At 71.7% G+C, this 14847-nt stretch carries 13 protein-coding genes; 2 read left to right on the top strand and 11 right to left on the bottom strand.

Annotation, left to right across the window (positions count from 1 at the left end; translation table 11 throughout):
• The coding region (locus AC1DUQ_RS03560; protein WP_477073401.1) for a hypothetical protein at positions 1 to 570 on the top strand (570 nt) is incomplete at its 5' end.
• 6 nt (positions 571 to 576) lie between these two features.
• Here AC1DUQ_RS03560 and AC1DUQ_RS03555 read toward each other — a convergent pair.
• The 11 genes from AC1DUQ_RS03555 to AC1DUQ_RS03505 all read right to left on the bottom strand — a co-directional run bounded on the left by AC1DUQ_RS03555 (position 577) and on the right by AC1DUQ_RS03505 (position 12542).
• Positions 577 to 1581 (bottom strand): serine hydrolase domain-containing protein, encoded by a 1005-nt coding sequence (locus tag AC1DUQ_RS03555; RefSeq protein WP_477060486.1) that lies wholly within the window; start codon positions 1579 to 1581, stop codon positions 577 to 579.
• Positions 1581 to 2702, bottom strand: a complete 1122-nt coding sequence (locus AC1DUQ_RS03550) for a branched-chain amino acid aminotransferase (protein WP_477060485.1) — start codon at positions 2700 to 2702, stop codon at positions 1581 to 1583. Before AC1DUQ_RS03550 ends, AC1DUQ_RS03555 begins: the two co-directional genes overlap by 1 nt.
• 93 nt (positions 2703 to 2795) lie before the next feature.
• On the bottom strand, positions 2796 to 3857 hold the full coding sequence (locus AC1DUQ_RS03545; RefSeq protein WP_477060484.1) for a 3-isopropylmalate dehydrogenase: 1062 nt from the start codon (positions 3855 to 3857) through the stop codon (positions 2796 to 2798).
• Between the two features lie 63 nt (positions 3858 to 3920).
• The gene (locus tag AC1DUQ_RS03540; protein WP_477060483.1) at positions 3921 to 4472 is read right to left on the bottom strand and encodes an ASCH domain-containing protein; all 552 of its coding nucleotides are present in this window, start codon (positions 4470 to 4472) and stop codon (positions 3921 to 3923) included.
• A 115-nt stretch (positions 4473 to 4587) separates the two neighbouring features.
• Entirely contained in the window at positions 4588 to 5616 is a 1029-nt protein-coding gene (gene ilvC, locus AC1DUQ_RS03535; RefSeq protein WP_477060482.1) for a ketol-acid reductoisomerase, read from the bottom strand.
• Positions 5617 to 5666: 50 nt separating this feature from the next.
• On the bottom strand, positions 5667 to 6191 hold the full coding sequence (ilvN, locus tag AC1DUQ_RS03530) for an acetolactate synthase small subunit (RefSeq protein ID WP_477073400.1): 525 nt from the start codon (positions 6189 to 6191) through the stop codon (positions 5667 to 5669).
• A gap of 3 nt (positions 6192 to 6194) precedes the next feature.
• Positions 6195 to 8030, bottom strand: coding sequence for an acetolactate synthase large subunit (locus AC1DUQ_RS03525; protein WP_477060481.1), 1836 nt, complete (start codon positions 8028 to 8030; stop codon positions 6195 to 6197).
• 236 nt (positions 8031 to 8266) lie between these two features.
• Complete coding sequence (locus tag AC1DUQ_RS03520) at positions 8267 to 8833, bottom strand: pyridoxamine 5'-phosphate oxidase family protein (protein ID WP_477060480.1); 567 nt, start codon at positions 8831 to 8833, stop codon at positions 8267 to 8269.
• Between the two features lie 8 nt (positions 8834 to 8841).
• The gene (locus tag AC1DUQ_RS03515) at positions 8842 to 9606 is read right to left on the bottom strand and encodes a DUF2306 domain-containing protein (protein ID WP_477060479.1); all 765 of its coding nucleotides are present in this window, start codon (positions 9604 to 9606) and stop codon (positions 8842 to 8844) included.
• A gap of 78 nt (positions 9607 to 9684) precedes the next feature.
• Entirely contained in the window at positions 9685 to 11376 is a 1692-nt protein-coding gene (locus AC1DUQ_RS03510) for a glycoside hydrolase family 13 protein (RefSeq protein WP_477060478.1), read from the bottom strand.
• Positions 11373 to 12542 (bottom strand): ROK family protein, encoded by a 1170-nt coding sequence (locus AC1DUQ_RS03505; RefSeq protein ID WP_477073399.1) that lies wholly within the window; start codon positions 12540 to 12542, stop codon positions 11373 to 11375. Before AC1DUQ_RS03505 ends, AC1DUQ_RS03510 begins: the two co-directional genes overlap by 4 nt.
• Before the next feature lie 112 nt (positions 12543 to 12654).
• On the opposite strand from AC1DUQ_RS03505, the gene AC1DUQ_RS03500 reads away from it, so the two are divergent.
• Positions 12655 to 14823 (top strand): alpha-galactosidase, encoded by a 2169-nt coding sequence (locus AC1DUQ_RS03500; RefSeq protein WP_477073398.1) that lies wholly within the window; start codon positions 12655 to 12657, stop codon positions 14821 to 14823.
• Positions 14824 to 14847 lie beyond the last annotated feature (24 nt).

The following is a 14847-nucleotide window of genomic DNA, read 5'->3' as shown; positions in this document are numbered from 1 at the left end:
TTCCCGCACTCCACGCCGGCCCCGTCGCCCGCCCCGCCGCCACCCCCGGCACCGGAGCCCACCGCGGTCTTCCCGGCCGCGTTGCCGCCCGCCCAGGTCCCGCCCGCGGCCGCACCCGCCCCCGTGCGCCCGGCGCGCCCGGCGGATCCGTCGGTGGACGCCGGGCGGTTCTGGGCCGGGGTCGTCGCCACGGCCCTCGTCGCGGCGCTCGTCGGCCTGGTCGGCGTCGTCATCGTCGACCAGATCCTCTCGATCGAGCTCGCCGTGAAGGACCTCTTCGGCACGAACTCGACCGGAGCCGCCTACGTGGTCGGTGCCGCCGTCCTCGCGGTCCTCGCCGGCGGGCTGCTCCACCTCCTCGTGCTCACCACCCCGAAGCCCAAGGCGTTCTTCGGCTGGATCATGTTCCTCGGCACGCTCACCGCCGCGCTCCTGCCGCTCACCTGGACCGACGAGCTCGAGTCGTCGATCTCCGCGGGCATCGTGAACGCGCTCATCGGCATCGCGATCTGGTCGCTGCTGCTCGGCGTGCTGAGTCGCACGCTGCGCGCGGGGGCCCCGATCGACTGAGGCGGCTCAGTCGATCAGCTGCGCCTGGAGCGCCTTCGCCAGGGGCCACGCCGCCTCGGCGGTCGTGCCGGCGACGGTCACCGTGAGCCCCTCGGCCGGGTCGTGGGTGCTCAGGAACGACGCTCCGGCGTCGTACCCCTCGAGCTGGACGACGTCGCGTGTCGGGTGCACCCAGAACCCGAGCCCGTACCGCCGGGCGTCGTACGGCGCCGTGCTGCGCGGATACACCATCTGGGCGACGGTCTCCGGGCGGACGATCTCGCCGGCGAACAGCGCGGTCCAGAACCGGTGCACGTCCGCGCCGGTGGTGTAGATGCCGCCGTCGCCGGTCCCGAGCACGGGCAGGTGGAACACGTTGGTCCGCCACTCGCCGTCCATCTCGACGTACCCGAGGGCCGCGCGGCCGGGCAGCGCGTCCGACCGCAGGAAGTCGGTGTCCACGAGGCCGGCGGGCGCGCAGACCCGCTGGCGTACGAGGTCGTGGAACGGGACGCCGGACTCACGCTCCGCAAGCAGGGCGAGCACCACGTAGCCGCCGTTGCAATAGAAGAACTTCTGCCCCGCGGGGAACGCGGTCGGGAACCCGTCCAGGACCGCCAGGAACTGCTCCGTCGCGGCCAGGTGCTGCACGGGGACCGTCATCGCGTACGCGCTGATCGGGACGTCGTCGTCCTCGTCGAGGTAGTCGCCGATGCCCGAGGTGTGCGCGAGCAGGTGCTCGACGGTCACGTCGTCGGCGATGAGCGGGAGGTCGGTGCCCAGCAGCGAGCGCGCGGTCGTGCCGAGCGCGAGCGTGCCGTCCTCGACCAGGCTCATCACGGCCAGCGCGGTCATCCCCTTCGACCCGCTCGCGATCGCCACCTGCGAGTCGGGCGTCACGGGGATGCCGTGCCGCCGGTCCGCCAGACCGTACGCGGCCGAGAGCTCCGTGGTCCCGGCGCGGTCCACACGCACCACGCCCGCGAAGTCGCTCTCGGCCGCGATGCGGTCGACGTCCGCCACCAGGGTCATCAGACGAGGCGGTGCAGCCAGCCGTGCCGGTCCGTGGCGCGGCCGTACTGGATGTCGGTGAGCTCCGCGCGGATCCGCGTGGTGACCGGCCCGGCCCCGCCGTCGCCGACCGTGAGGTCGAAGTCGTCGCTGGCCATGCGGCCGATCGGCGTCATCACGGCGGCCGTCCCGCACGCGAAGACCTCGCGCACCGAGCCGTCGGCCAGGCCCTCGCGCAGCTCCGTGAGCGGGATCTGACGCTCGGAGACCTCGTGCCCCGCGTCCGTGAGCAGGCGCAGGATCGACGAGCGCGTGACGCCCTCGAGGATCGAGCCGGTGATCGGCGGGGTGGCCACGCTGCCGTCGGCGTAGACGACGAAGACGTTCATGCCGCCGAGCTCCTCGAGCTGCGTGTTCGTCGACGCGTCGAGGAAGCACACCTGCTCGAAGCCCTTGGCGTACGCCTCCTGCTGCGGGAGCAGGCTCGCGGCGTAGTTGCCGCCGCACTTGGCGTCGCCCGTGCCCCCCGCCCCGGCGCGGTGGTAACGCTGGTCGACCCAGATGGCCACCGGTCGCACCCCGCCCGCGAAGTACGGACCGACCGGCGACGCGATGACCAGGAACTCGGCCTCGAGCGACGGGCGCACGCCGAGGAAGCTCTCCGAGGCGTACATGAACGGGCGCAGGTACAGGCTGGTCTCCTCGCCGGACGGCACCCAGGCCAGGTCCGTCGCGACGAGCGCCTCGATCGCACCGAGGAAGTCGGCCTCGGACAGCTCGGGCAGCGCCAGGCGCCGGGCCGACCGCGCGAACCGGGCGGCGTTGGCCCGCGGCCGGAACGTCCACACGGACCCGTCGGCGTGCCGGTACGCCTTCATGCCCTCGAAGATCTCCTGCGCGTAGTGCAGCACCGCGGTCGCCGGGTCCAACAGCAGCGGTCCGTACTTCTCGACCCGCCGGCCGGTCCAGCCGCTCTCCTGCGAGTACGAGATCCGGGCCATGTGCTCGGTGAACACGGTGCCGAACTTCGGCGACGCGAGCAGGGCCTCGCGGTCGGCGTCGGCGACGGGGGTGTCGGTCCGCGTGATCTCGAAGAGGTCGGCAGACGTGGGGTGGGACGTGGGGTCGGTCAGGGTGCTCATGTGCGGGGCCTTTCACCAGAGTCGGGTTCGACGGTACCGGTGAGGACGGCCGGGTGGTATCCGGGCGGGGCTCAGGAGCCCCGAGGAGTGGGATCAGCCGGCGATGCGCGCGGCGAGGTCCTTGCCCACCTCGGCCGTCGACCGTACTCGGTCGGTCGCGCGATCGGCGATGTCGTCGCCGACCGCCTTCTCGACACGCGTCGCGGCCTCCGGGAGACCGAGGTGCTCGAGGAGCAGCGCGACCGACAGCACGGTGGCCGTCGGGTCTGCCTTGCCCTGGCCCGCGATGTCCGGGGCCGAGCCGTGCACGGGCTCGAACATGCTCGGAGCCGTGCGGTCGGGGTTGATGTTGGCCGACGCCGCCAGCCCGATGCCGCCGGTGATGGCCGCCGCCAGGTCCGTGAGGATGTCGCCGAACAGGTTGTCGGTGACGATGACGTCGAACCGCGCCGGGTTGGTGACCAGGAAGATGGTCGCCGCGTCCACGTGCAGGTAGTCGACCGTCACGTCGGGGAACTCGGCGTTGACGGCCTCGACCGTGCGGCGCCACAGGTGGCCGGCGTGCACGAGCACGTTGTGCTTGTGCACGAGGGTGAGCTTCTTGCGCGGACGGGCCGCGGCACGGGCGAACGCGTCACGGACCACGCGCTCGACGCCGAACGCGGTGTTGACGCTCACCTCGTTGGCCACCTCGTGCGGGGTGCCCACGCGGATGGCACCGCCGTTGCCCACGTACGGTCCCTCGGTGCCCTCGCGGACCACGACGAAGTCGATCTCGCCCGGGTGTGCCAGCGGTGAGGCCACGCCCGGGTACAGCCGGCTGGGGCGCAGGTTGACGTAGTGGTCCAGAGCGAAGCGCAGCTTGAGCAGCAGACCGCGCTCGAGCACGCCCGACGGCACGCTCGGGTCACCGATGGCGCCCAGCAGGATCGCGTCGTGCCCGCGGATGGCCTCGAGGTCCGCGTCCGTGAGGGTCTCGCCGGTCGCGTGGTAGCGGCGGGCGCCCAGGTCGAAGTCCGTGGTCGAGACCGTGATCCCGCTCCCGTGCAGCGCCGTGTCCAGCGCCAGCAGACCCTGCTCGACGACCTCCGTGCCGATGCCGTCACCAGCGACGACGGCGAGGCGGATGTCCCGGGCAGCAGCGGTGTCGACCATGGATCGAGCGTAGACCCCGTCCCACCGCTCGGGACGGGTGTCTCACCTGACGGAACGTGACGCTCAGTCGACCGCGGGCGTCGGACCGCTCGTCGGGTAGATCAGCTCGAACCGCTCGAGCATGACGTCCAACGACGGCGAGAATGCCTCGCCCAGCACCCGCCGCCACGACTCCTCGTGGTGCACCCGCCACTGTTCCAGCGATCCGTCGTCCTCAGCCTCCGCCGCGGCATGCTCGGCACCGACCTGGTCGAACGGGACGACCTCGACCTCCGTCGTGCGCAGCAGCGCGCGCGGCGTGCCCTCGCCGTCGACGACGATCGACAGGTCACCGACGCGCGGGAGCTCCAGACCGACCTGCTCCAGCTCCGCGACCGCGAGCGCGGTGGCCGTCTTGCGTCCGTCGAGGACGCGGGCCAGCAGGTCGTCGGCCTCGGCGTCGTCGCCGTACGACCACGACGGCGGCGGGACCACGTCCTCGGGCGTGCCGCCGACGATGGCGTCCAGCTTGCCGAACCCGACGTGTCCCCGGGCTGCCTGCCAGAACGCCGCGATCCGCTCGTCCTCGACGGCGCCCTCGACACCCTCGGGCGGCTCCACCTGCTGGTCGGTCATCGTCGTCCCCTCCGTCGTCGTCCGCCCATCCTTGCGTACCCGCAGGTGACCGGCACGACCACGCAGCACGGCACCCGGTCGCAGGGACCGGGTGCCGTTCGGTGGTGCAGCGGGATCAGCGCGCGGCGCTGCCCTCGACGTAGTCGGACTCCGCCGGCTTGACCCAGGCGAAGAGCTTGCGCAGCTCGCGGCCGACGGGCTCGATCGGGTGGTTCTGGCCCTTCTCGCGCAGCTCCTTGAACTCCGGCGCCCCGGCGTCCTGGTCGTTGATGAACCGCTCGGCGAAGGCACCGTTCTGGATGTCGGCCAGCACGGCCTTCATGTTCTCCTTCACGTCCGGCGTGATGACGCGCGGACCGGAGACGTAGTCGCCGTACTCGGCCGTGTCGGAGACGGACCAGCGCTGCTTGGTGATGCCGCCCTCGAAGATGAGGTCGACGATCAGCTTGAGCTCGTGCAGGACCTCGAAGTACGCGACCTCGGGCTGGTAGCCGGCCTCGGTCAGGGTCTCGAAGCCGTACTGGATGAGCTGCGAGACGCCACCGCACAGCACGGCCTGCTCACCGAACAGGTCGGTCTCGGTCTCCTCAGTGAAGCTCGTCTTGATGCCGGCGGCGCGCAGGCCACCGATCGCCTTGGCGTAGGAGAGCGCGAGGTCCCAGGCGGAGCCGGACGCGTCCTGCTCGACCGCGACGATGACCGGCACGCCGCGCCCGTCGACGTACTCGCGACGGACCAGGTGACCGGGGCCCTTGGGGGCGACCATGAGCACGTCGTGCTGCGCGGCCGGCTTGATGTAGCCGAAGCGGATGTTGAAGCCGTGACCGAAGACGAGGGCGGCGCCGTCCTTGAGGTTGGGCTCGATCTCGTCGCGGTACACGATGCGCTGCACCTGGTCGGGCGCCAGGATGACGACGACGTCGGCCTCGCGGACCGCGTCGGCCACCGAGGCGACCTTCAGGCCCTGGTTCTCGGCCTTCGCGCGGGACGCCGAGCCCTCGCGCAGGCCCACGGTCACGTCGACGCCGGAGTCGCGCAGGTTGAGGCTGTGCGCGTGCCCCTGGCTGCCGTAGCCGATGACGGCGACCTTCTTGGACTGGATGATCGACAGGTCGGCGTCGTCGTCGTAGAACAGCTCGGCCACGATGGGTCTCCTCAGGTTGGTTCAGGGTCGGTTCTGCGGTGGGACGGAAGTCAGGCGCTGCGGTTGACGCGCTCGAGGGCGCGGTCGGTGATCGAGCGCGACCCGCGGCCGATGGCCACGGTGCCGGACTGAACGATCTCCCGGATGCCGAACGGCTCCAGGGCGGCGAGCAGGGCGTCGAGCTTGCCCGGTCCGCCGGTGGCCTCGATGACGACGGTGTCCGGCACGACGTCCACGACGTGCGCCCGGAACAGGTGGACGACCTCGAGGACCCCGGTGCGCTGCGTGGCGTCGGCCTTGACCTTCACCAGCAGCAGCTCGCGCTGGACGGACGCGGAGTCCTCCAGCTCGACGATCTTGATGACGTTGATCAGCTTGTTCAGCTGCTTGGTCACCTGCTCCAGCGGCAGGGCGTCGACGTCCACGACGACCGTGATGCGGGAGATCTCGTCGTGCTCGGTGGGACYGACCGCGAGCGAGTGGATGTTGAACGRCCGCCGCGCGAACAGGCCCGCGACGCGCGTGAGCACGCCGGGCTTGTTCTCCACGAGGACCGACAGGGTGTGACGGGACATGGCTCAGTCCTCCCGGTCCCACGCGGGGCTGATCCCGCGCGCGTACTGGATGTCGTCGTTGCTCACGCCGGCGGCGACCATCGGCCACACCATCGCGTCGCGCGACACGGTGAAGTCGATGACGACCGGCTGGTCGTTGATCTCGAGGGCGCGCTTGATCGTCGCGTCGACGTCACCGACGGTCTCGCAGCGCAGCCCGGCGCAGCCGTAGGCGTCGGCCATCTTCACGAAGTCGGGGATCCGCACCGTGCCGTGCCCGGTGTTGAGGTCGGTGTTGGAGTAGCGGGACTCGTAGAACAGGGTCTGCCACTGCCGCACCATGCCGAGCGACGAGTTGTTGATGATCGCGACCTTGATCGGGATCTCGTTGATGGTGCAGGTGGCCAGCTCCTGGTTGGTCATCTGGAAGCAGCCGTCGCCGTCGATCGCCCACACCGTGCGGGACGGGTCGCCGACCTTGGCGCCCATCGCGGCCGGCACCGCGTAGCCCATGGTGCCCAGGCCCCCGGAGTTCAGCCAGGAGTTGGGCCGCTGGTACTTGATGAACTGCGCGGCCCACATCTGGTGCTGGCCGACGCCCGCGGCGAAGATCGACTCCGGCCCGGACAGCTCACCGATCCGCTGGATGACGTGCTGCGGGGCCAGGTGGCCGTCGGCCGGCTCGTCGAACCCGAGCGGGAACGTCGAGCGCCACTCGTCCAGCTGGCGCCACCAGCCCTCGAGGTCCGGCTTGCCGTGCTGCGTGTGCTCGCGGGCGAGCTCGGGCAGCAGGTCCGCCATGACCTCCTTGAGGTCCCCGACGATCGGCACGTCGACCGTGCGGTTCTTGCCGATCTCGGCCGGGTCGATGTCCGCGTGCACGATCGTCGCGTTGGGCGCGAAGCTGGACAGCAGGCCCGTCACGCGGTCGTCGAACCGGGCGCCCAGGGCGACCACGAGGTCGGCCTTCTGCAGCGCGGCGACGGCGGCGACCGTGCCGTGCATGCCGGGCATGCCGAGGTTCTGCGGGTGCGAGTCGGGCAGCGCACCGCGCGCCATCAGGGTGGTGACGACCGGCGCGCCGGCCGCCTCGGTCAGCGCGCGCAGCTCGGCCGACGCCCGGGCGCGGATCACGCCGCCGCCCACGTAGAACACGGGCCGCCGGGACGTGGCGATGAGCCGGGCGGCCTCCCGGATCTGCTTGGCGTGCGGCTTGGTGACCGGGTGGTAGCCGGGCAGGTTGAGCTCCTGCGGCCACGAGAACGTGGTGCGCGACTGCATGGCCGACTTGGCGATGTCCACGAGCACCGGGCCGGGACGACCGGTCGACGCGATGTGGAAGGCCTCGGCGATCACCCGCGGGATGTCGTCCGGGTCGGTCACCAGGTAGTTGTGCTTGGTCACCGGCAGCGTGATGCCGACGATGTCGGCCTCCTGGAACGCGTCCGTGCCGATGAGCGAGGCGCCCACCTGCCCGGTGATCGCGACCAGCGGCACGGAGTCCATGTGGGCGTCCGCGATGGGGGTCACCAGGTTGGTCGCACCCGGGCCGGACGTCGCCATGCACACGCCCACGCGGCCGGTCGCGGCGGCGTAGCCGGCAGCCGCGTGGCCACCGCCCTGCTCGTGCCGGACCAGGATGTGGCGGACCTTGGTGGAGTCCATCAAAGGGTCGTAGGTGGGGAGGATCGCGCCGCCGGGGATGCCGAAGACGACCTCGACGCCGGCCTCCTCGAGCGAGCGGACGATCGACTGCGCGCCGGTGACCTGCTCGACCGTCGTCGGGACCGGGACGCGGGACGCGGCGGAGGAGCCGGGCGCGGATGTTCGCGGCGGTGCCGGGTGAGGGCCCTGGACCATCGATGTCTCCCTGGGTGGTGCTGCGTGGGTACTGCCTGAGCACGAAAAAGCCCCTCGAGCCGCGTACGGGCTGGACGAGGGGCGAGCGCGCTGACGAGGCCTGTGCGGGAGGCCTCTAGCCGGCGCGCTCAGGAAGTACTACGAGAAGGATCGTCTGCACGCTGTGGACACTACGCCCACGTTTCCGATGTGTCACGTCGCCCCCCGCCGATCTCACATCGTGGTTCACGGGATCATCACGTGGACAGTCCGGGATCCATGTCGAACGCCGGCAGCCCGTCGATGCTGGTCCGGTTCTTGAGCCGTCGGTAGTCGGCCTGGCCCTCCACACCCTTGCGCTCCATGTACGGCGGCAGCAGGTCCCGCTCCCCCTCCAGCGCCATCCGCGGGACGCCGTAACCGCAGGAGTCGGAGACGCGGTCCACCTCGACGACGATCACGGCGCGCGCGCCGCGGGTCTCCGGGAACAGGGCGGCCAGCTCGGCGAAGCCGTCGTCGTAGAGCGTGACGAAGCGGCCGCGGCCGTACAGCCGGACGATGTTGGGCGGGCCCTCGAACGCGCAGAACATCAGCGTGATGCGGCCGTCGTCCCGAAGGTGCGCGATGGTCTCGGCGCCGCTGGCAGTGAGGTCCAGGTACGCCACCGTGTGCTCGTCGAGCACGACGAACGAGCCGGCGATCCCCTTGGGCGAGAGGTTGACGTGCCCGCCGGGGCCGCTCGGGGCCGTCGCGACGAAGAACATCGGCTGCGCCTCGACGAATGCCCGCAGCCGGCCGTCGATGCTCTCGTGCACCTTGCCCACGCCCGCTCCTACCTCTCGACGACCTCCGTGCGAGCGTAGCCAGCGGCCGCCGTCGCGGGGTCGACGATCCGCAGGGCGGGCAGCCCGCGGCGGCGCACCATCAGCTCGGCGACCACGAGGTTCGGCAGCCACGCGAGGAAGGGCACCGCCGCGTAGGCGTTGGCGAACGCCGCCTCGATGCCCGCCTCGCCGTCCACGAACGGGATCTGGATCACCAGCAGCAGGCCCGTCCAGGCCCGGAGCGTGACCGCCGCGAACGTGCACGCGAAGTTCCGGATCATCCAGGCCTGGTGCGCCCGGACGTCGCCGGAGCGGATCGCCCGGTAGCCGCGCCAGCCGGTCCAGAGCCACAGGACGCCGAGCGTGCCGAACCCGAAGAACCCGACGAAGCCCACGCTGGTGAACGGCGCCATCACCAGCGAGGCCACCCCGCCCACACCGACCGCCACCAGGTACGTCCGCCCGGTCCACCGGTGCACGCGCGGGAGACGCCGGCGCAGACCGGCCCAGAACTGCCACGGGCCCAGCAGGAGCGCCAGCCCTCCGCCGACGACGTGGACGTAGAACGCGGCTCGTACGATCGCGGGCTGGTCGACGTAGGCGGGCGCGAGCCCGAACCCCTCGTCCGTGAGCGCCCGCAGCGAGGACGTCAGGTACGGCGTCACGGAGTACGCGACGATTGCGAGCGAGGTCAGGAGCACCGCCGTCCACCCGGCCCGGTGGCGGCGCGTCCGGACCGGCAGCGGGTGGGGCGGGGCYGTCGCGATCGTCATGATCGGGACGCTAACGAGCCCGGAACGCCCCGGTCTGTCCCGCCAGCCCCCGGGTCGGCACGGTGGCAGACCCGACGGTCAGGACCGGTGGACCCGCGCCTCCCACGGTCGCAGGGCCGGGCCGGCCGGGTCCGCGTAGTTGCCCAGCACCAGCTCGCCCAGCTCGCCCAGCTCGAGCCCGGTCTCCTGGACCTCGCCCGAGAAGTTGCCCAGGACCGTGAGCGTGACGTCACCGAGCCGGCGGGTGAACGCGTACACGTGCTCGTGGTCCGGCAGGAGCATCGTGAAGTCGCCGAGCGCGACGACCGGGTCCTGATGCCGCAGGGCGATGAGCGCCCGGTAGTAGTGGAAGACCGAGTCGGGGTCGGCGCGCTCCGCCTCGGCGTTGACCGTCGGGTAGTTCTCGTTGACGGAGATCCACGGGGTGCCCGTCGTGAAGCCCGCGTGCGGGGAGCCGTCCCACTGCATCGGCGTGCGGGCGTTGTCGCGGCCCATCGCGCCGATCCCGGCCAGCAGGTCCTCGTCGGACCCGGTGCCCACCGTCTTCGCCACCGCCACGTGGTTGAGCGTCTCGATGTCCCGGTACTGGTCGAACCGCGTGAAGTGCGCGTTCGTCATCCCGAGCTCCTCGCCCTGGTAGACGTACGGCGTGCCGCGGTGCAGGTGCAGGACGGTCGCGAGCATCGTCGCCGACTCCCGCCGGTACCGACCGTCGTCGCCGAACCGCGACACGATCCGCGGCTGGTCGTGGTTGTCCCAGTAGAGGCTGTTCCAGCCGACGTCGGCCAGCGCGGCCTGCCAGCGCCCGAACGAGGCCTTGAGGTCGCGCAGCCGCAGCGGACGGACGTCGAACTTGCCGCCGGGTCCGTGGTCGAGGCCGACGTGCTCGAACTGGAACACCATGTCGACCTCCCGCCGGGACGGGTCGGTGAAGTCGCGCGCCTGCTCGACCGTGACCCCTGGCATCTCCCCCACGGTCAGCAGCCGCTCGGGACGGCCGGCGAACACGGACTCGTGCATCTCCGCCAGGAACTCGTGGATGCGCGGACCGCACACGTACGACGCCGAGCCGTCGGCGAGCAGGCCGTCGGTGACCACCCCGTCCGGCAGCGCGGTGTCCTTGGAGATGAGGTTGATGACGTCCATCCGGAAGCCGTCGACCCCCCGGTCCAACCACCAGCGCATCATCGAGTACACCGCCTCGCGGACCTGCGGGTTCTCCCAGTTGAGGTCCGGCTGCTTGCGGCTGAACAGGTGCAGGAAGTACTCGCCGGAGCGCTCGTCGAGCTCCCAGACGGGCCCCTGGAAGAACGACCGCCAGTTGGTCGGCTCGGCCCCGGGGGCGCCCGCCGCCATGCCCGCGCGGGGTGGGCGCCACCAGTACCAGTCGCGCTTCGGGCTCGTCGGGTCGCGGGACTCGACGAACCACGGGTGCTCGTCGGACGTGTGGTTGACCACGAGGTCCATCACCAGCTTCATGCCCCGGTCGTGCAGGGCCACCAGCAGCTCGTCGAGGTCCTCGAGCGTGCCGAACACCGGGTCGACCGCCTGGTAGTCGCTGATGTCGTAGCCGTTGTCGTCCTGCGGAGAGGCGTAGATGGGCGACAGCCAGACGACGTCCACCCCCAGCTCCGCCAGGTGGTCGAGGCGCCCGAGGATGCCCCGCAGGTCACCGATCCCGTCGCCGTCGGAGTCGGCGAACGAGCGCGGGTACACCTGGTACACGACGGCTCGGGTCCACCACGGGGCGTCCTGGGTCGTCCACGTCATGCGAGGGGTCCTCTCGTCGGGACCGAGGCGGGCACAAGGACCTGCACCTCCTGGTCCAGGTCGATGCGGTCGACGGCGTCCTGGATCGCGATGGTCGCCGCTCCCCGGGCCCAGGCAGAGAAGCCCGACTCGTCGACGAACAGCTGGACGGGCTCGGCGCGGGGGTCCCGATCGGCCGCGATCGCCGCACGCACCCGCTCCTCCGCGAGGGAGAACAGCGCGATGCCCTCACCGGCGAGCACGGCCGCGGGCTGCAGGGTCAGGTTGGCGGCCATCGCGACGAGACGTCCGAGGGCARCGGCTGCCTCGTCGACGACGGTCGTCGCCGCCGGATCGCCCTGCGCCGCCAGACGCAGCACCTCGTCGTAGTCGACAGGGCGCTGGAGGGCCGCCGACACCTGGGCGGCGATCGACCCCGAGGTGAGCATCGCCTCGGCGCACCCGCGGTGGCCCGCGTGGCAGACGGGTCCGGTGGTGGCGAGCGGGATGTGCCCACCCAGCCCGACGCCCGCCTCGCGCGAGTGCACCGCCTGACCGTTCACGACGAGCGCGTAGCCGATGCCGGCGCCGATGGTGATGACCACGAACCCGGGGATGCCCCGGCCCATGCCGAACCAGCGCTCGGCCTCGGCGAGGGCGACGAGGTCGTTCTCGATCGACGCGGGGACACCGAGCTCGGCCTCGACCAGCGTCGCGAAGGGCACGTCCGTCCAGTCGAGGAAGGGCGCGAACTCGACGCGACCGTCGCGGACGGCCCCTCCGAGCGAGACACCGACGCCCGCGAGGCGGTCGACGCCCAGCCCCCGCACCGCTCGGGCGATCTCGGCGGCGACGCCCTCCGGGTCGCGGCGCTCGAGGCGGTGCTCCTCGTAGGCGAGGAGCCCGGCGCGCACGTCCGTCGCGACCACGTGCAGAGCCTCTCCCGTGACCTTGACGCCCGCGAACTGGGCCAGGCCCGGCCGCACGTCGAGCGGCCGGACGGGGCGGCCGACCGAGCCGTCGGTGCGGTCGTCGAGCTCGATGAGCAGTCCGCGGTCGAGGAAGGGCTTGGCCAGTCGCGTCAGGCTCGGCGGCGACAGACCGAGCCGGCTGGTCAGCTCGCTGCGCGAGATCGGCCCGTGGATCAGGACCGCGCGCGCGAGGGCCCGCTCGCTCTCGCTCAGCACGCGCTCCACCCGTTCATTGATTCCATCATGACATGAAGGACTGCTCGAACGGGAGGGAATCGCCGAATCGCACGGCTTGTGGACCTTGTTTCTTCCGTGTTAGAACTATCTCATGCACTCTCACGACGAGGTGATCCCCGACRACGGCCCCCGCTCCACCGCGGAGGGACGGGTGCTCCACCTGCACCGCGGCGGCACCAGCGTCGTGATCGACCTCGACACGGCCCCGAACCCCGCGATCGTGCACTGGGGCGAGGAGCTGACCGGTTCGACCGACCAGACGCTGCGCAGCCTGGCCGTCGCCGCCCGTCCGCAGCGGGTCTCGGGCGGGCTGGACGAGCCCGCCCGCGCCACGCTCGTCGCCTCACCTGCCGGTGGCTGGCTCGGCACTCCCGGCCTCGAGGGCCACCGCGACGGGGCGTCGTTCAGCGTGCGCCTCGAGCTCGTCGGCGTCGAGGTCGACGAGCACCGTGCAGTGCTGTCGCTCGTCGACCGGGAGGCACGGCTCACTGCGAAGCTCGAGCTCAGCGTCGGAGTCTCCGGTCTGCTCCACCAGCGGATCACCCTGCGCAACTCCGGCGACTCCCCGTACACCGTCCAGCACCTGCACCTCGCGTTCCCCGTCCCGTGGGACGCCACCGAGATCCTCGACACCACGGGCCGCCACCTGCGGGAACGCTCGCCGCAGCGGCACTCCTTCGGCTTCGGGACGTACCTGCGGGAGAGCCGCCGCGGACGGCCGGGCGCGGACGCCACGCTCCTGCTCGCCGCGGGTCGTCCCGGGTTCGGCTTCGAGCGCGGCCGCGTCCACGCGGTCCACGTCGCATGGAGCGGCAACCACCGGCTCGTCGCGGAGCGGTCCGTGTCAGGCGAGTCGTTCCTCGCCGGCGGCGAGCTGCTCGCCCCCGGAGAGGTCGTCCTCGCGCCGGGTGGGTCGCTCACGTCGCCGGAGGTCATCGGGTCGTGGGGTGACGGCCTGAGCGAGCTGGCCCACCGGTTCCACGACGAGTGGCGCAGCCGACCGGCCCATCCTCGCCGGCCGCGGCCCATCACCCTCAACACGTGGGAGGCCGTCTACTTCGACCACTCGCTCGACCGGCTGACCGCGCTCGCCGACGCCGCGGCATCCGTCGGGGTCGAGCGGTTCGTGCTCGACGACGRCTGGTTCGCCGGCCGTCGCGACGACACCGCGGGCCTGGGCGACTGGTACGTCGACGCGACGGTCTGGCCGCACGGGTTGCACCCGCTGGTCGACCACGTCCACGCCCGGGGCATGGAGTTCGGCCTCTGGGTGGAGCCCGAGATGGTCAACCCGGACAGCGACCTCGCCCGGCGGCACCCCGACTGGATCCTGCGCGCGCGGACGACGCTGCCCCCGGCCGCGCGCCAGCAGCAGGTGCTCGACCTCGCGCACCCCGATGCCTACGCCTACGTGGCGGAGCGCTTGCACTCCTTGGTGGAGGAGTACCCGATCGCCTACCTCAAGTGGGACCACAACCGCGACCTGCTCGACGCCGGCAGCGGCCCGGACGGGAGCGCCCGGGTGCGCGAGCACACGCTCGCCCTCTATCGCCTGCTGGACGACCTCAAGGAGGCGCACCCCGGGCTGGAGATCGAGAGCTGCGCCTCGGGTGGTGCGCGGGTCGACCTCGGCATCCTGGCTCGCACGGACCGGATCTGGACCAGCGACACCCTCGACCCGCTCGAGCGTCTGGTCAACCAGCGGTACACGGCGCTGGTGGTCCCGCCCGAGCTCATGGGCATGCACCTGACGAGCCCCGTCGTGCACTCCACGGGCCGGACGGTCGACCTCGACTTCAGCGCCGCGGTCGCCCTGTTCGGTCACGTCGGGATCGAGTGGGACCTCACCGCCACCGACGCCGAGACCCGAGGCCGCATCGCCACGTGGGTGGAGTACGCCAAGCGCATCCGCCCGCTCGTGGCGACCGGCCGGACCGTCGACGTCGACGGCACCGAGGCCGGCATCGACGTCCGCGGTGTCGTCGCGCCCGACGGCACGACGGCCGTCTTCACCCTCACCCAGACCGACACCACCGCCGCGTACCCCCCGGGACGGGTCCGGATACCCGGTCTCGACCCCGGCCGGCGCTACCGCATCGAGGTTGTCGGCACCCCGACGAGCGCCGCTGCTCAGTCCGAACTCCACTGGGAGGTCTACGACACCACCGTGACGGGTCGCGAGCTCGAGACCGTCGGCCTCCGCCCCCCCGTCCAGTACCCGCAGAGATCCACCGTCATCGAGCTGGTCGCTCAGGACTGAGCAGCCAGCACCCGGCGCAAGGAG

Source organism: Cellulomonas sp. P4_B5_2 (assembly GCF_056402235.1).
Note: the sequence above shows the minus strand (reverse complement) of the source record. Positions and strands in the feature narration are given on the sequence as shown.